15 protein-coding genes and 2 pseudogenes are annotated in these 16,219 nt (G+C 69.7%); 9 read left to right on the top strand and 8 right to left on the bottom strand.

Features of this window, described 5'->3' with window-relative positions:
* Nucleotides 1-5: 5 nt before the first annotated feature.
* The 3 genes from ACWBNA_RS04500 to ACWBNA_RS04490 form a co-directional block, all read right to left on the bottom strand.
* Nucleotides 6-1,031 (bottom strand): 2-hydroxyacid dehydrogenase, encoded by a 1,026-nt coding sequence (locus tag ACWBNA_RS04500; RefSeq protein ID WP_482702521.1) that lies wholly within the window; start codon nt 1,029-1,031, stop codon nt 6-8.
* A gap of 16 nt (nt 1,032-1,047) precedes the next feature.
* Nucleotides 1,048-2,322 carry a glucarate dehydratase family protein gene (locus ACWBNA_RS04495; RefSeq protein WP_482702518.1) on the bottom strand — a complete coding sequence of 425 codons (1,275 nt, stop codon included), beginning with the start codon at nt 2,320-2,322 and terminating at the stop codon, nt 1,048-1,050.
* Nucleotides 2,323-2,470: 148 nt separating this feature from the next.
* Entirely contained in the window at nt 2,471-2,821 is a 351-nt protein-coding gene (locus ACWBNA_RS04490; protein WP_482702516.1) for an NAD(P)-dependent oxidoreductase, read from the bottom strand.
* A 195-nt stretch (nt 2,822-3,016) separates the two neighbouring features.
* Between ACWBNA_RS04490 and ACWBNA_RS04485 the strand changes: the two genes are divergently transcribed.
* Genes ACWBNA_RS04485 through ACWBNA_RS04465 form a run of 5 tightly spaced genes read left to right on the top strand, consistent with a single transcriptional unit; the run spans nt 3,017 to nt 8,557 of the window.
* Complete coding sequence (locus ACWBNA_RS04485; protein WP_482702514.1) at nt 3,017-4,609, top strand: ABC transporter substrate-binding protein; 1,593 nt, start codon at nt 3,017-3,019, stop codon at nt 4,607-4,609.
* A 1-nt stretch (nt 4,610) separates the two neighbouring features.
* Nucleotides 4,611-5,540 (top strand): ABC transporter permease, encoded by a 930-nt coding sequence (locus tag ACWBNA_RS04480; RefSeq protein ID WP_482702512.1) that lies wholly within the window; start codon nt 4,611-4,613, stop codon nt 5,538-5,540.
* The gene (locus tag ACWBNA_RS04475; protein WP_482702511.1) at nt 5,537-6,514 is read left to right on the top strand and encodes an ABC transporter permease; all 978 of its coding nucleotides are present in this window, start codon (nt 5,537-5,539) and stop codon (nt 6,512-6,514) included. Before ACWBNA_RS04480 ends, ACWBNA_RS04475 begins: the two co-directional genes overlap by 4 nt.
* Complete coding sequence (locus tag ACWBNA_RS04470; RefSeq protein ID WP_482702509.1) at nt 6,511-7,524, top strand: ABC transporter ATP-binding protein; 1,014 nt, start codon at nt 6,511-6,513, stop codon at nt 7,522-7,524. Before ACWBNA_RS04475 ends, ACWBNA_RS04470 begins: the two co-directional genes overlap by 4 nt.
* Nucleotides 7,517-8,557 carry an ABC transporter ATP-binding protein gene (locus ACWBNA_RS04465; protein ID WP_482702508.1) on the top strand — a complete coding sequence of 347 codons (1,041 nt, stop codon included), beginning with the start codon at nt 7,517-7,519 and terminating at the stop codon, nt 8,555-8,557. Before ACWBNA_RS04470 ends, ACWBNA_RS04465 begins: the two co-directional genes overlap by 8 nt.
* Nucleotides 8,558-8,715: 158 nt before the next feature.
* Here the strand turns inward: ACWBNA_RS04465 and ACWBNA_RS04460 are convergent.
* From ACWBNA_RS04460 to ACWBNA_RS04440, 5 genes and pseudogenes are all read right to left on the bottom strand, one after another.
* Nucleotides 8,716-8,835 (bottom strand): annotated as a pseudogene (locus ACWBNA_RS04460) (IS481 family transposase); the annotation flags it as partial.
* Nucleotides 8,832-10,010: a Cmx/CmrA family chloramphenicol efflux MFS transporter gene (locus ACWBNA_RS04455; protein WP_482702507.1), complete on the bottom strand. Its 1,179-nt coding sequence runs from the start codon at nt 10,008-10,010 to the stop codon at nt 8,832-8,834. The gene ACWBNA_RS04455 and the pseudogene ACWBNA_RS04460, both read right to left, overlap by 4 nt.
* Before the next feature lie 549 nt (nt 10,011-10,559).
* Nucleotides 10,560-10,784 (bottom strand): translation initiation factor IF-1, encoded by a 225-nt coding sequence (gene infA / locus ACWBNA_RS04450; RefSeq protein ID WP_482702506.1) that lies wholly within the window; start codon nt 10,782-10,784, stop codon nt 10,560-10,562.
* Nucleotides 10,781-11,572 (bottom strand): GNAT family N-acetyltransferase, encoded by a 792-nt coding sequence (locus tag ACWBNA_RS04445; protein ID WP_482702504.1) that lies wholly within the window; start codon nt 11,570-11,572, stop codon nt 10,781-10,783. The genes infA and ACWBNA_RS04445 overlap by 4 nt, the downstream gene beginning before the upstream one ends.
* A gap of 29 nt (nt 11,573-11,601) precedes the next feature.
* Nucleotides 11,602-12,144, bottom strand: coding sequence for a GyrI-like domain-containing protein (locus tag ACWBNA_RS04440; protein WP_482702503.1), 543 nt, complete (start codon nt 12,142-12,144; stop codon nt 11,602-11,604).
* 218 nt (nt 12,145-12,362) lie between these two features.
* On the opposite strand from ACWBNA_RS04440, the gene ACWBNA_RS04435 reads away from it, so the two are divergent.
* From ACWBNA_RS04435 to ACWBNA_RS04420, 4 genes and pseudogenes are all read left to right on the top strand, one after another.
* Complete coding sequence (locus ACWBNA_RS04435; RefSeq protein ID WP_482702501.1) at nt 12,363-13,166, top strand: SDR family NAD(P)-dependent oxidoreductase; 804 nt, start codon at nt 12,363-12,365, stop codon at nt 13,164-13,166.
* 194 nt (nt 13,167-13,360) lie between these two features.
* Nucleotides 13,361-13,648, top strand: a pseudogene (locus tag ACWBNA_RS04430) (hypothetical protein); the annotation flags it as partial.
* A 46-nt stretch (nt 13,649-13,694) separates the two neighbouring features.
* Nucleotides 13,695-13,874 (top strand): hypothetical protein, encoded by a 180-nt coding sequence (locus ACWBNA_RS04425; protein WP_482702991.1) that lies wholly within the window; start codon nt 13,695-13,697, stop codon nt 13,872-13,874.
* 331 nt (nt 13,875-14,205) lie between these two features.
* Nucleotides 14,206-16,011 (top strand): serine/threonine-protein kinase, encoded by a 1,806-nt coding sequence (locus tag ACWBNA_RS04420; protein WP_482702499.1) that lies wholly within the window; start codon nt 14,206-14,208, stop codon nt 16,009-16,011.
* Nucleotides 16,012-16,219: the final 208 nt, after the last annotated feature.

Below are 16,219 nucleotides of genomic sequence, written 5' to 3'. Positions count from 1 at the left end.
GATTCCTAACGGGTCTCAGAGGTGGCGGGGGTGGCTGTCGAGGGGCCGTCGTCGTCCACGGCCTGGTGATCACCGGCTTGCACGACGTTGACGAGCGGATCTCCTCGTCGCAGGCGCCCGATGTTGTCGGCGATCTCCGCCGCACGCGCGGCGAAGGTGTCGGTGGTGTGACCCGAGTGGTGCGGAGTCATGAGCACGTTGGGCAGCTCGTGGAAGGGCAGTCGGCTCGGTGCCTGGGGCGGGCCGCACCACCACACGTCCAGCGCGGCGCCGCCGATGACGCCGGAGCGCAGTGCCTCGTACAGCGCCTCCTCCTGCACCACAGGCCCCCGCGCCACGTTGACCAGCAGTGACCCGGGTCCCATGGCGGCCAGTTCGGACGGACCGATCAGGTCGCGGGTGGCGGGGCTCAGAGGGACCGTGACCACCACGACGTCGGACTCGGTGAGGAGTTCGGGCAGCCGGTCCATCCCGCCGACCCAGTCGGGCCGCAGGTCGGCCGGGTACGGGGCAGAGGGGTGGCGCCGCACGGCGCGCACCCGCAGACCGGCCGCCTGACACAGGCGGGCGACCTCGGTGCCGGTCTCGCCGAACCCGATGATCCCCACACGGCGGTCCCGCAGCGTCGTCCCGAAGGGGAGCCCGGGTTCCACGGCCACATTGCGCCATCTCCCCTCGCGCAGGGCGCGGTCGGCGACCAGCACGTCGCGGGAGAGCATGAGGACGGACATGAGCACGTATTCGGCGATGGAGCGGCCGTGGTGGTGGGTGGTGGTCACCGTGACGTGGGGGCCGAGCGCGGCCAGCTGGATGCCGTCGTAACCGGCGCCGACGACGTGGACGAGCCGTAATCGCGCGGCCCGCCGGGCGTCTTCGGCCCGCAGTGTCGAGCCGACGTAGATCTCGACGTCCGGGAGGGCCTCGGAGATGCGCGCCGCGTCCCAGTCGCAGGCGTCCAGCCAGTCGTGGCTGCCCTCTGTACGTGCCTTGAGCGGCTCGTGGAACCGGCTCAGGATGCGGTGATTGAGCATGATGCGCACGAGGAGGTCACCACCGGGGGGTCTTGAGCGAGAAGGAGGGGTCGAAGCGGCGCACGTATCCCGTGTCGTCGCGGTCGCGCAGCCCGCAGTCGAGGTACTGCCGGTGGAGGCGGGCGAGTGCGTCCCGGTCCAGTTCAACGCCCAGGCCGGGTGCGGTCGGCACGGCGACGGCGCCTTCGCGGAATCGCAGCGGCGCGGGGTCCACCACGTCCTCGTCGGCGCGCTTCCATGGCCAGTGCGTGTCGCAGGCGTAGGTCAGTCGGGGAGTGGCTGCCGCCAGGTGGGTCATCGCGGCGAGGCTGATGCCCAGGTGCGAGTTGGAATGCATCGACAGGCCCAGCCCGAAGGTCTCGCAGATCGCCGAGAGTCGGCCGCAGCGCCGCAGGCCGCCCCAGAAGTGGTGGTCGGACAGCACGATGCCCACCGCCTTCTGGGACACGGCCGGGGCGAGGTCGTCGAAGGAGACCACGCACATGTTGGTCGCCAGCGGGGTGGGGGTCCGCCCGGCCACGGACGCCATGCCCTCGATGCCCTGGGTCGGGTCCTCCAGGTACTGCAGGACGCCGTCCAACTCGCGGGCGACCCGCAGCGACGTCTCCGTACTCCAGACAGCGTTGGGGTCCAGGCGCAGGGGGTGGTTGGGGAAGGCCGTCCGCAGCGCCCTGATCGCGGCGATCTCCTCGTCCGGAGGGAAGACGCCGCCCTTGAGCTTGATGGAGGAGAAGCCGTACTGGTCGATCATGCGCCGGGCCTGGTCGACCAGCCCCGCCGGGTCGAGGGCCGCACCCCAGTCGTCGTCCTCCTGGCCGGGGTGCCCGGCCCACTTGTAGAAGAGGTAAGCGCTGTAGGGGACCGAGGGGCGCACCGCGCCTCCCAGCAGGTCGCAGACCGGCCGGCCCACGAGTTTGCCCTGGATGTCGAGACAGGCCACGTCGAACGGCGCCATGACCCGGTCCACGGCGGAGCTGCCGGTGACCATCCCGGCCATCCCGTCGCCGCCCGTGGTGTCGGCGCCCAGCGCCCGCGTGGTGCGGGCCATCAGGTCGTTGAGGCTCCAGACGTCCATGCCGACCAGCTCGGCGGCCGTACGGCGCAGCCGCTCCAGGTGCAGCGTGCCGCCGTAGGTCTCACCGACGCCCCTGATCCCGCTCCCCGTGGTGATCTCCACGATGGTGCGCAGCGCGTAGGGCTCGTGCACACCGACCGAGTTGAGCAGGGGCAGGTCGCGGAACGCCACGGGGGTCACGGCCACGTCGACGATGTGCTCGGAGGTACCCGCCATGCCACCGTCCTCATACGTAATCGACGTTCGCATATGTAGACACCATTTGTACGCACGGGTGCGCGGTGGTGTCAATGGGCGGCCCCGCTCGACGGCGGGGGAGCGGTGGTGCCGACCGGGCGCAGCCGCCTCCGGGCGCGCCCCCGCTTCAGGAGGCGGCGGCCTCCGGTGCGCGGGTGAGCAGGACGCCCTCGTTCATGAGACTGCGCAGGTTGCGCAGCGTCAGATCGCCCGTCGCCGTACGCGTCTGACGCGTGGCGCCGGCGATGTGCGGGAGCAAGGCCACCCGGTCCGACTCCGGCAGCGCCCGCGGCACGTTCGGTTCGTCGGTGAAGACGTCGGGCGCCGCCCCCGCGATCCGGCCCGCTCGCACCGCCGCGACCAGGGCCTCGGCCGCACAAGGCTGCTGCCGGCCGCCGAGGGCCGCACGTCCCGACCGGTGTGGCGAGGCTCCGGGTCGGATCGCGGAGGCCCGCGGCGGGCCGGTGCATCGGCACACCCGTCCCGTCGTACCGGAGGAGTCGCGTCCGAATGTCCGGTCCTCCGGATGTCTTGACGCTGCCACGGCGCCGGTTTAGCTTCGGCGTTCACAGATACAGACCGAGTGCGCAAGTGTAGACAACTGGTGGTGACCGGTCCCAGAGACCCGAGTTCGGCACGTGACACATCAGCACTTTCCCGGAGACACGCGACGATGAAGTCCTCCGTTCCATCCACCCGGCTCGCCGCACCGCCGCGGCCCCGCACGACGAGCGCGATGCTGCTGGCGGGCGTCCTGCTCACGTCCAGCGGGTGCGCCGTGGCCAACAGCGCGGGTGGCGACACCGGCCGCGCCGACGGCCGCACCTTACGGGTGGTGCTCACCCAGGAACCGCCGACCCTGGAGCCCTGCGAGGCGTCACTGACCGGCACCGGCGTCGTCGTCCGGTCCAACATCACCGAACCCCTGGTCGAACGAGATCCCACCTCCGGTGAACTGAACCCCCTGCTGGCGACCGCCTGGAAGCAGACCGCGCCCCGCACCTGGACCTTCGACATCCGCTCCGGGGTGACCTTCCAGAACGGCGCCCCCTTCACCGCCGAGGACGCCGCCTTCTCCATCGACCGGGCCGTCAACTCCGACCTCGCCTGCAACGTGGAGGGCTACGTGTTCGGCGACGAGGACCTCGAGGTGAAGGCGGTGAACGACGACCGCCTGACCGTGACCACCGAGAAGCCGGACCCCATCCTGCCGCTGCGCCTGAGCTTCGTGGAGGTCGTGCCCCGCACGACCGACACCAAGGCCAAGGTCCGTGTCCCGGTCGGCACCGGTCCCTTCGCCGTCCGCTCCTGGCAGCCCGGAGCGGCGATCTCCCTCGACCGCTTCGACGACTACTGGGGCAAGACGCCCGACTTCGCGCGGGCCCGCTATGTGTGGCGCAGCGACGCCAGTGTCCGTGCCGCCATGATCGACAAGGGCGAGGCGGAGATCGCCGTCTCGCTGGATCCGATGGAGGCGGAGAAGGACACGACGGTCGCCTACCCCAACAACGAGACGACCGCCCTGCGGCTGGACGGCCGCGAGGCCCCACTCGACGACATCCGGGTGCGCCGGGCCGTCGACCTGGCCGTGGACCGCGACGGCATCATCGACGCACTCCTCGGCGGACTCGCCGAACCGGCCGGGCAGTTGGTGCCGCCCGGAGTGGTGGGGCACAGCGACCGGATCGAACCACCCCGGCAGAACGTCGCAAAGGCCCGCGCCCTGGTGCGGGAGGCGACCGCGGACGGAGTGCCGACCGACCGGCAGATCACCCTGGTGGCCCGCAACGGCATGTTCTCCGGCGTCTCGGAGACGGCTGAGGCCCTCCAGTACCAGATGCAGCAGATCGGACTGAACGTACGGGTCCGGATGGCCGACACCGCCACCCAGCTCCAGTACCAGCTCCGCCCGCTGCCCAAGAACGTCGGCCCCATCGCCCTGCTGATCATGCACGGCAACCAGGCCGGTGACGCGGCCTTCACCACCAGCCAGTACCTGCTGAGCGACGGCCCCCAGTCCACGTTCGGCACCGAGGCTCTCGACCGGCGCATCGCCGCGGCTGGGGCGCTGTCCGGCGAGAAACGTCAGGAAGCCTTCGCCGGCCTGCTCACCGAGCAGAACCAGTCCGTGGTCCAGTACGCCCATATCGCCCACATGAACGGACTGCTCGGCCTGTCACGGTCGATCCGGTACGCACCGAATTCCGCGACCGGAGACGAAATGCGGCTGGCCGAGGTCCACTCGGCCAAGGGGGCGAAGCACTGACATGATCCCTTTCCTGCGCAAGCGCGTACTCTCCAGTGCCGTCCCCCTGGTCTGCGTCGTCCTGGGCGTGTTCTTCCTGGCCCGGATGACCGGCAACCCCGTCGACCTCTATCTCCCCCTGAGCGCCACTCCCGAGCAGCGAGCGGAGTTCTCCGCCGCCCAGGGCTTCGACCTGTCGATCCCGGCGCAGTTGTGGAACTACCTCGTCGACGCCGCACAGTTGGACTTCGGCACGTCGCTGCGCACCGGGCAGTCGGCGGGCTCGATGGTGATCGACGCGTTTCCCGTCACCCTTCAACTCGCCGGTGTGACCATGCTGCTGGCGATCACCGGAGCCGTGCTGGTCGGCAGCCTCGCCGCCTACCGCCCCAATTCCCTGATCGACAGGATCGCCAGCCTGCTGTCGATGACCGCCGCCAGCATCCCCGACTTCTGGTTCGCCATCATGGGCGTACTCGTCTTCGGCGTGAGCCTCGGGTGGTTGCCGACCTCGGGCACGCTCGGCGGCCCCGAGATATGGGTCCTGCCCATCGCGACCCTGCTGATCCGCCCCTTCGGCGTCCTGGTCCAGGTGATGCGCGGCAGCATGGTCAGCGCGTTGTCCGCCCCCTACGTCAAGATCGCCCGGGGCAAGGGCGCCACGCCCCGGCGCGTGGTCTTCGGGCACGCCCTGCGCAACGCCGCGACACCCGTCCTGACCGTCGCGGGCGACCTGACGGTGGGCCTGGTCAACGGCGCAGTGATCGTCGAGACGATCTTCGGCTGGCCCGGCATCGGCAAACTCATGATCGACTCCATCCTCCAGCGCGACTTCGCGGTCCTGCAGGCAGCCGTGCTCCTGACCGCCGTGACGATCTTCGCGCTGAACATCCTCGTCGACGTCTGCCACGCGCTGACCGACCCCCGAGTGCGACAGGCGGTGCCGGCGTGAGCGAAGCAACCAGCACGACCCGACAAGAGACCGACCTCTCGGAGGAAGCCTCCCCCGCCCACCACCGGCGGCCGAGCCTGTGGCGGATGCTGGGCCGGGACCGGGCCGCCGCCGTCGGGGCCGTCATCCTCACCGTGGTCGCCCTCGTGGCCCTCTTCGGCCGGCTGTTCATCGGCGACCGAGCCCAACGCCAGGACCTGGACGCCTCCCTGCGCCCGCCGTCCCTGAGCGAGGGGATGTACGGGCTGCTCGGCACCGACGTCCTGGGACGCAGCATGGTGGCCCGGCTGATCGAGGCGGCGGCGACGACGCTGTCCGTCGCCGTCCCGGCGGTGCTGTGCTCGCTGGCGATCGGCTCGGCCCTCGGACTGTGGGCCGGCTACCACGGAGGACACCGCGAGAGCGTGGCCATGCGGCTCGCCGACGTGATCCTCAGCTTCCCCTCGCTGCTGATCGCGGTGGTCGTGCTGTACGTCTTCTCGCCCAGCGCCCTGAACCTCGTACTGATCCTGGCCGTGACCCGTATACCGGTGTACCTGCGCACCGCGCGGGCCGAGGCGGCGGAACTGCGCAGCCGGCTGTTCGTCGACGCGGCCCGCACCTTCGGCACACCCGGCCGGGTGATCATCTGCCGGCACCTCCTGCCGATCGCCCTGCCGACCCTGCTCACCGTCGCCACCCTCGACTTCTGCTTCGTGATGCTCACCGAGTCGTCACTGAGCTTCCTGGGCATCGGAATCCAGCCCCCGGACGTCAGTTGGGGCCTGATGGTCGCCCAGGGACGGCAATACCTCCAGACCGCGTGGTGGATCACCGTGCTGCCGGGACTCGCCATCGTCCTCACCACCGTGTCCGCGACGGTGCTCGCCGCCTGGGCCCGCATCGCCACCGACCCCGCCCAGCGCTGGCGCCTGACGCTGCCCAAGAAACGCCGGGCCGTCTCGGCCGCCGTCCCTCCGGAGATGATCCCGTGACGAGCAACACCGCTTCCGCCCCGACCATCACGGACACCCCCGCCCTGGACGTCGAGGGACTGTGCGTGGACCTGAGCACGCCCTCCGGGACGGTACGCGCCGTCGACGGCGTCAGCTTCAGCGTCCGCCGCGGCCGCACCCTGGCCCTGCTCGGCGAATCCGGCTGCGGCAAGTCGATGACCGCACTGTCCGTGGTCGGGCTGCTGGACCCCGCGGCGGCGGTCACCGGCGGTGCCGTTCGGGTCCGGGGCGACGACACCCTGCGCATGAGCCCCGCGGAACGCCGCAAGCTGGCCGGCCCGGTCCTGTCGATCGTCTTCCAGGACGCCCTGACCGCCCTCAACCCCGTGCAGCCGGTGGGCAGGCAGATCGGCGAGCCCTTCCGCATCCACCACGGCCTCTCCCGGCGCCAGGCCCAGGAGAAGGCGATCGAGCTGATGACGCGGGTGGGCATCCCCGAGCCGAGGCAACGGGCCCGGTCCTATCCCCACCAGTTCTCCGGCGGCATGCGGCAGCGGCTGCTCATCGCGATGGCCGTCGCCCTCGCTCCCGACGTGCTCATCGCCGACGAACCCACCACCGCTCTCGACGTGACCGTGCAGGCGCAGATCATGCGGCTGCTGCGGGACCTCCAGGACGAGAGGGACATGGCCGTCGTCCTGATCACCCACGATCTGGCCGTGGTCGCACAGCGCGCCGACGACGTGGTCGTGATGTACGCGGGCACGGTCGTGGAGAACGGACCGGTGCACGACGTCTTCTCCGCACCCCGCCACCCCTACACCCGGGGACTGCTCGACTCGGTGCCCGAGGGCAGCGTGCGCGGACGCCCGTTGCCCGCCGTGCCCGGCAGCCCGCCCGAGCTGAGCGCGGTGCCGCCCGGCTGCGTCTTCCAGGCCCGTTGCCCGCTGGTGCGCGAGCGCTGTGTCCAGGAGCGGCCGCCCCTGCGTCCGTCGGGCGACGGTCGCTTCGCCGCCTGTCACTTCTCCGAGGAGCTCGACCGTGCCTGAGTCCCGCGCCACCACCGCCGCCCCCGGGCCCCGAGCGGACGGAACCTCGGAGAGCCCCCCGCTGCTGGAGGTACGAGGGCTCACGAAGACCTTCGGCAGCGGCCGGCGCCGGCTGACCGCCCTTGACGGAGTGGACGTACACATCGGCAGGGGCCAGACCCTCGGACTCGTCGGCGAATCGGGCTGCGGCAAGTCCACCCTGGCCCGGGTGCTGCTCGGGCTGGAGCGTCCGGACGCGGGCACCGTGCGCTTCGACGGAACCGACCCCTTCGCCCTGCGCGGCAAGGAGCTGCTGGCCTGGCGCCGGCGGGTGCAGATGGTCTTCCAGGATCCCTTCGCCTCACTCAACGCGCGTATGTCCGCCGCCGACCTGATCGGCGAACCCTGGCGCACCCACAAAGACGTCGTACCGGGCGCCAAGGCCCGCGGGAAACGGATCCGCGAACTGCTCGACCTGGTCGGACTGCGGGAGAGCGACGCCCACCGCTACCCCAACGAGTTCTCCGGCGGACAGCGCCAACGCATCGGCATCGCCCGCGCACTCGCCCTGGACCCCGACCTCATCGTCTGCGACGAACCCGTCTCCGCCCTCGACCTGTCGGTGCAGGCGCAGGTCCTGAACGTACTCTCCGACCTGCGCACACGCCTCGGCGTGACCTACCTGTTCATCTCCCACGACCTGTCCGTGGTCCGCTACATCTCCGACCAGGTCACCGTGATGTACCTGGGCAAGGTCATCGAACACGGGGACACGGAGGACGTCTTCGAACAGCCACGACACCCCTACACGGCCGCACTGATGTCGGCCGCCCCCGTCCTCGGCACCGGCCGCGACACCCACCGTCAGGAGATCCAGCTCCAAGGGGAGATCCCCTCTCCCTTCGACATCCCCTCCGGGTGCCGCTTCCGCACCCGGTGCTGGCGCGCCGAGGACCGGTGCGCGACCCAAGCACCTCCGGTCGTCGTGCGGGAGAGGGCGGACGGCGCCGAACCCCACACGGTCCTGTGTCACTTCCCGCTGGAGGCGGAGTGATCTGCCCAAGGCCGTGTGGCAGGAGCAGCGGGCGGGCCGCCTGGACGGGAGCGGAGCGAGGAGCGAAGCGAGGGCAAGGGCGAGCGGGACCAACCCGCGCAACCGGTTCTTGATCGCCTGTGGGGGTATCGGGCCCTGGCCCGCAAAGGTTCCTCCGCGGACAGGCATGCGCGGGAGACGCCGGCCTCGGCGGCGACATGCGCGATTCGGCGCATGCGGCAGCGTTCCACGAGCCTTCGGCGTCCTTCGATGTGCAAGGGGGCGTTCGCATGCGTCACCGGAGCACCTCGGTGCTATGGCCGGTCGCGATGACAGAGAGGAAGGGAAACGCGATGACCAGCGCGACAGCGACCAGGAGCCCGCTTGCCCACAGCGGCCCCAGGTCCCCGACCGCGGTGCCGAGGGTGGTCGCTGCGACGAGTGGCCCTACGGCGGCGCCGATGTTGAGTGCCGCGGTCGCGTAGGAGCCGGCCATGGTGGGGGCTCCCGTCGCCTCGTAGAGGACCCGCGTGATCAGCGTGCTGCCCAGCGCGAACGACAACGCACCCAGGACGAACACGAGGACGAGTAGAGCGACCGGCTGGTCCGCCAGCACGGCCAGGGCCGACCAGCCGATCAGCAGCAGCGGCCCGCCGGCCGCCACAACAAGGTGGGGACGCCGGTCGGACAGCCGGCCGGCAACAGTGACGCCGATGAAGGAACCGATACCGAAGAGCACCAGAGTGACAGGGATCCACCACTCGCCGAGCCCGGCGGTACCGGTCACAACGGGGGCAAGAAAGGTGAAGCTCCCGAACGTTGCCGCGTTCACCAGGGCACCGAGCAGCATCACCAGGATCAACCGCGGCCTTGTGAGCTGGGCGAGTTCTCCTCGCAAGGTCGGCCCGCCAGCCGCCTCCTGCTTCACACGTCCCGCTGGGATCCCCCTCAGGATGCCGAATGCCGCAGGCAGGCAGAGGGCGGCAACAGCCCAGAACGTAGCTCGCCAGCCAAGCACCGTGCCGAGTACCGACCCACCAGGGACACCGGCGATCGTGGCCACCGTCGTGCCTGACAGCAAAACGGCCAGCGCACGTCCCTTCTTGAGGGGAGAGACCAGCGTGGCGGCAGCCGTCAGAGCGACCGCAAGGAAGCCTGCGTTCGCGAGCGCGGCGACGATCCGGGAAGCGAACAGGACCGGGAAGCTGGTGGTGATGGCGCCCACGGCGTGAGCTGCCGTGAAAGCGAGAATGAACCCGAGAAGGCTGGAGCGCCTGGGCCAGTTGCGGGCAAGCACGGCCACAAGCGGGGCGCCGACGACCATGCCAGTCGCGAAAGCCGAGGTGAGCGTGCCTGCTGTCCCGACTGTGACGTCGAGATCCGCGGCGATGTCCGGCAGCAGACCGGCAAGCATGAACTCCGAGGTGCCCATAGCGAAGACCGCCATGGCAAGCAAGTACAACGGGAATGGCATCGAGTGGCTCCGAGGTGAGGAGAAGCACGAGCAGGTCATCTCGTCACCGCGCGCCAGCCCCTGGGGCACACCCGTCCCACCGCAGAATGCGGCGCGAGGGCAGGACTACGGGCTCAGTGGTTCAGGGGGCTGACGGCGTGACCGAAAGCCCCCACCTTGTCCGACTCAGGACTCGACATGGCCCGCACGCTACCCGACCGATGCCCGTCGAGGCACCCCGGTTTCACCGGCATCAGCCGCTCTCGCCATGGATGACGGGCGATGACCTGTGGACGCTGGTCGCGCCGCTGCCACCGCCCTGGCCCGAGAAGGCTCCTGGCCCGCGACCGGTGCCGGACCGGCCGTGCTGCACGGCATTCTGTACGTGCCGCACAACCACATCGCCTGGCAACTGCTGCCCCTGGAGCTGACGTTGGACTTGGGCCAGCCCTACGGGCGGCGGCTGGAGCGGTGGCCGCCACGGCCGTGCGAGCCATCATCGAGGCCCCGGCCACGGAAACGCCGTGACCGGGACCCCAAATCAGCTGTGGCGAAAGGTGCCGACCGCCGCTAGTTCCGGTACCGGAACACGATCCGGCCGCGCGTCAGGTCATACGGCGGGAGCTCCACCAGCACCCGGTCCGCCAGCATGATCTTGATGTAGTTCTTGCGGATCTTCCCGCTGATGTGCGCGAGCACGTGGTGGCCGTTCTCGAGCTCGACGGTGAACATGGCGCTGCGCAGGCACTCGACGACCTTGCCCTCGACTTCGATGACGTTCTTGTTCTTCGTCATCGCACCAGCTCCAGGTTGCTGCTCATCGGCCGGGCGCCGATGCCCTCGAACAGCGCCGAGGCCGGTTGGTTGGACTCGTGGACTTCGGTCCAGGCCGCGGCGAACCCGGAGCGGTGCAGCGTCCCCAGCGCGTGGGTCAGCAGCGCCCGCGCGATGCCGCGCCGCCGTTCGCCGGCCCGGACCGCGACCAACCCGATGCGCGGCCGGTTCACCGTCACCACCCGGATCAGACCCAGGTAGCGGTCCCGCGCCTCGGCCACCGCGTACTTCGACGGGTCGACGATGGTGTCGCCTTCGGGGCGGCGGATCACCTCCGCGGGCATCGACTGCCACCCGACGGTCGCCTCGACTTCGTCACGGATCGCGCGGTCCACCGCCCGCAGCAGACTCTCATCCGCCTGACCGGCGGGCACGATCGTCACGCCCGAAGGCGGCAGGACTGCTTCGAGCCCTGTCATCCGAAGGTCGGTCGGCACGACGTACTCCCACTCGCGGCGCCGGATCGTGAAACCGGCCCGCCGCCAGCCGGCCGTCAGCCCGACGTCGGCTTCGTCGACCACCGTGTACAGCGGCGCCGGCAGTTCCGCCAGCATCGCCTCGGCGAGCCGGTCGAAGGCGGCGTCGTGCCAGGCGTCGATGCTGACGAACAAGCGTCCGTCGGCCCGGTACTCCGCATGCCCGCGGCCGACCACCAGGTCGTCATCCAGTGCATGCCATTGCCTGTCCGCGACCCGCGTGATCATCACCGCGTTCTCGCTCAGGCCAGATGTCAAAGGCTTCGTGTTCATCGGAGTTTCCCTCCAGGAGTGCCTTGATCTCAGGCGCTCCTGGCGACACCGAACGTCAGCCGCCGGACCGTGACGGGTTGAGGGAGCACCCACGGGTAACTGTGTTCACGGGGCTCACCTCCATACGACGACTTCACGGTCCACCACGAAAGTAGCAGCGGGGCGCCGCCCCGCTCAAACCCTTTCTCGTGAGCTCGCAACGCGATCACGGTCCGGTCCTCTTGAGACGTCTCCAGCAGCTGAGGCGGCAAACCAACGAGAGTAAGACGTCGGGCGGTTTCCTCTCCCGCGTCAGCCCTCCGTGCCCGGATCCAGGAACGCAGCTGGTCCCAGGAGGCCCCGAGACCGTCGAACGCCCCGCAGTGCGTCAGCCGCGCGGCCAGCCCTCCGGGAAGCGAACCGGCCACGACCCCGTCCTCCGGCTCCACGGTCCGGTCCGCGACGAAGCCGACCTCCAGGTCCAGGGTCTCTCCCGGCTTCCCGTGGTAGAAGCCGAATGCGGGACTCAGCGGGGTGATCCGCTGGGCCTCGACGGTCCGGGCCAGGCGCTGAAGGGCATGTAGACCTGACATGCGTCGAGAACTCATCGCCCCGCCAGGCCGACGGTCGAATGTGCTGACAGGAATGGCCAACGCGCCCGATCAACGGCCAACTTGCGTCTGCGGCCGGGCGCGAGGGTGGCGAGGAGTGTCGCGGCGGATCGCCCCGCCAGTCACTGACAGGTATCGTTCTGCGAGATGGTGTCACGTATTTAGAGACAGTGTGGGCCGTCCTGCGGTACCGTCCAGCGATGGAGCCCACACTTGAAGGTTCGTCGATCGTCGTCACGGGCGGCGGCTCGGGCATCGGCCGAGCCATCGCCCGGCGCTTGGTCGACGACGGAGCCACCGTCACGATTTGCGGCCGACGTGTCGACGTCCTGGAAGCGACCGCAGCCGAGTTGAACTCCGCCTGCTCCGGTCCGGGCCGAGCACTCGCCATTGCAGCCGACGTCACCGATGAACGGGCCATGGGTGAAGCCGTGGCCAGGGCCGCCGAGGCCGGCAGCGGCATCACCGGAGCGGTGGCCAACGCCGGCGGTAGCGGGCAGATGCGCCCGCTGCACGAGATCAGCGCCGCCGACATCGCGTCGGTGCTGAACCTCAATGTGGTCGGAACGTTCAATCTGCTGAAATTCACCGTGCCGTTGATGATCGAGCGTCAGGGCGGGTCGTTCGTGGGAATCTCCTCCGGCGCCGCTTCCCAGACGAGTCGCTACTTCGGGGCGTACACGGCAGCCAAGGCTGCGGTCGATGTGCTGTTGCGCAACGCGGCTGACGAGTACGGAGGCCGGCTCGTGCGGTTCAACTCCGTACGCCCTGGGCTCACAATGAGCGAGAAAATGGAGTCCCTGGTACCGGCCGATGACCCGGTCCGCGAGAGTTACGTCGTGAACACCCCGCTGCCGGGGGTCGGCGAGATGGCAGACGTCGCCAATCTCGTGCGTTTCCTTCTCGGCCCTGAAGCACGGTGGATCACCGGCGAGGCGATCGCAGTCGACGGCGGCAACAACATGCGCACCGGGCCTGACATCTCGTCGATGATTCCGATCTGAGCGGGGGAGTCCCACACCACTACCGCGCCCGGGTTGGTGGTTGAGGGCCTTGCCGGGACGGCCCGGCACGCCGTGGCGTACCTGTCTCGTTCTTGTGTTCAGCTCTGCGAGGTCTCCGGAACTACACCTCGGTGGCGCCGGCTCGGTCGCCAGCTCAGGCGAGGGCGTGGCCATGCCACGAGGCCCACACCGAGATGTTGAACGGCAGGAGCTGGTGGGGAGTCGACCGGGTCGCTTGGGGCGGCGGCGCGGTGGACACGCAGTCCTACGGCGTACTGCCCCGTCAGATCGAGGGAAGCCCGGCCGTGCAGTCCACGATCCTGACCGGCTCGAAGGGCGTGCGGAGGGTCGGGACGGAAACGGTCGACGGAACCAGAACCACGCACTACAAAGGAACGGTCACTACGGACACGCTGTCGGACGCGCGCGATGCCGCCGCGGACACAGCGACGCGGGAGCGCCAGATCAGGAGCCTCGATCACTTCATAGGGCTCCGCATGGACCGCACCCTCACCATGGACCTGTGGATTGACGGCGACGACCCGCGCCAAGCAGTTCCGTATGCGGGGCCTGGCCTATTTCTTGCGGGCAGACAACAAGGCCGGCCCGCTCGACCTGACCGTCACCTTCCTCGACATCAACCAGCCGGTGAGCGTCCAGGCCCCGCCGGCAGAGGACACCCGCAGAGGGCTTCCTTCAACGGAGTGATCAGCTGGCCCGCCCGTATTAGGAGGTCAACCGCGGGTCATACGGGTGCGCGGCGAGCCCCTGCCTCCGCTCCCTTTACTCCCGTGGCTGCCCTACAGGTCACCGCGGTTCATGGTGTTCCCTCAGTGACAGTGGACCTTCCTCGTCTCTCGCAACTGCCGCGAGCATGTAGGCCAGGTCGGCAGGACCATCCTGATCTGGACTGATCGCGCCCCCGCACGATGGCCGGATCAGGCGGTGCGCATCAGCGGAACGACGCAGAGCCGGTGCGCTCGCTGGACCCGTCCGGGGGCGGCAATCGGTGTCGGTGGCGCGAACTAAGCTCCCATCCATGAGTGAGGCAGACAGAGGCGCCGGGAGACGAGTCGTCGACGGCCGTTTCGAGTTGGAGGCGCGCCTCGGTGGCGGTGGGATGGGGACGGTCTGGCGGGCCAGGGACCTGGTGCTGCACCGGTTGGTGGCGGTCAAGGAGGTCCGCCCGCCAGACCGGGACTTGGCCGAATATGATCCCGAAAGCGCGCGGATGCTGCGCGAACGGGTGCTGCGCGAGGCCAGGGCCCTGGCCCGGATCGACCATCCGAACGTCGTCACCATTCACCACATAGTCAACGGCGGGGATGGCACGTACCCGTGGATCGTCATGGAGTTGGTCAGCGGGGGCTCGCTGGCCGACCGGCTGGCCCAGGGGCCGATGCCCCCGAGCGAGGCGGCGCGGGTGGGAAGGGGAGTGCTGGCCGCGCTCGTCGCCGCGCACGACACCGGTGTCCAGCATCGGGACGTCAAGCCTGCCAACGTTCTGCTGCGGCCAGACGGGCGTCCCGTCCTCACGGACTTCGGCATCGCCGCGATCCGGGAGATGACCAGCCTCACGGTCACCGGGTCCATGATCGGTACGCCCGACTTCATGGCTCCGGAGCGCATCTCGGGGCACGAGGACGGACCCGCCTCCGACCTCTGGTCGCTGGCGATGATGCTGTACACCGCCGTAGAGGGTCACCACCCACTGCGCCGGGGCACCACCTTGGCCACCCTCGCCGCGGTCCTCCACGACGACGTGCCGCCGCCGGTGCAAGCCGGTCCCCTGCAGGACGTCTTGGCGAAGGTCCTCGTGCGGGATCCGTCGGCGCGGCCGTCCGCCGCTGTGCTGGACCGGATGTTGGCCCAGGCCGAGTCGGGGCCGGCCGGTCCGGCGGCTTCGTACGGGGAGCCCACCTCGTACCTGCTGAACGCGCCGTCGGCCTCCACCTCCCCGGGTGGTTCACTCCCTGGGGTTCCTGTCTCGCCGAACGTGTTCGGGTCAACAGGTGTGCCCGCGCTGCCGGTTGCCGGCGCCGGAGTGGGCACTCCGTTCGGCGTCGGCACGGCCGTACCTGCGGGTGCGGCCACCCCCGCTGGGTTCGGGCCGCCGCCGGGCCGCTTCGGACCGGGGCAGGCCACGCCCCAATCGGTGACCGCACCCCTTCGAACTGAACGCCGACGCATCCCCGGCTCGGCTGTCCTTCTGAGCCTCTCGGGGACCTCGCTCGCCGGAACCCTGGCCCTGCTGTGGTGGCTGCTGCCCTTCGGAGGCGACTCAGGTGGCCCGGATGTGGGTGCCTCGCCTTCCGGGTCAGCTGCGAAGGCGACCGTTTCACCGACCGTCGCTTCCCCGGCCGCCCAGCAGTCGCAGCAGTCGAAGACCACCAACATGCTGACCCCGGGCGGCATTCGCACCGCCATCGCAGCGTTCAAGGAGGAGACCGGACGGGACATGTTCGGCGACTTCACCGTCTACCCGGAGTACGTGTCGGCTCGCTTGATGGTCAACGGAAGCACCAGCAAGTTCGACTCCTACACCTACCGCCCCGGACAGGGCGTCGAGAAGGGCATCATTTCGGGCACCCTCTCCGGTTCCGACCTGCCTGTCAGTCTCGACGGCTTCAACTGGGACAAGGTGCCGGCTCTCCTCGAAGAGGCGGAGAAGAAACTCAACGTCGACGATCCGGAGTCCCGTTACTTGATGGTGAGACAGCCCAACGACGCCTTCGACACCCCGGCCGGAATGGCCGTCTACCTGACCGGCAAGTACAACGAGGCCGGCTACCTGGAGACCGACACCGCAGGCAAGGTGACCAGGGTGTTGCCCGCAGAGGACTGACCATCCACCGCTCACGCAGCCGCCCCGTCCGCTCCGGGCACTCGTCATCAGTGACTGGCATCGCTGCTCCGGGACAGGCCGCCACGGCAGAGCTGGGCCGAGCGCGTCCATCGGAGTGCTCTGCGGCCAGGCCAATGCCGTCGACGCCTCGCCACCGGGCGCCGACGGATCAACAGGCCTTCTGTCGCCGAGGCGTGTCTCAGCCTCA

It is taken from the genome of Streptomyces sp. Q2 (genome assembly GCF_056820935.1).
The sequence above is the reverse complement of the archived record's forward strand: the minus strand, read 5'-3'. Positions and strand labels throughout refer to the sequence as shown.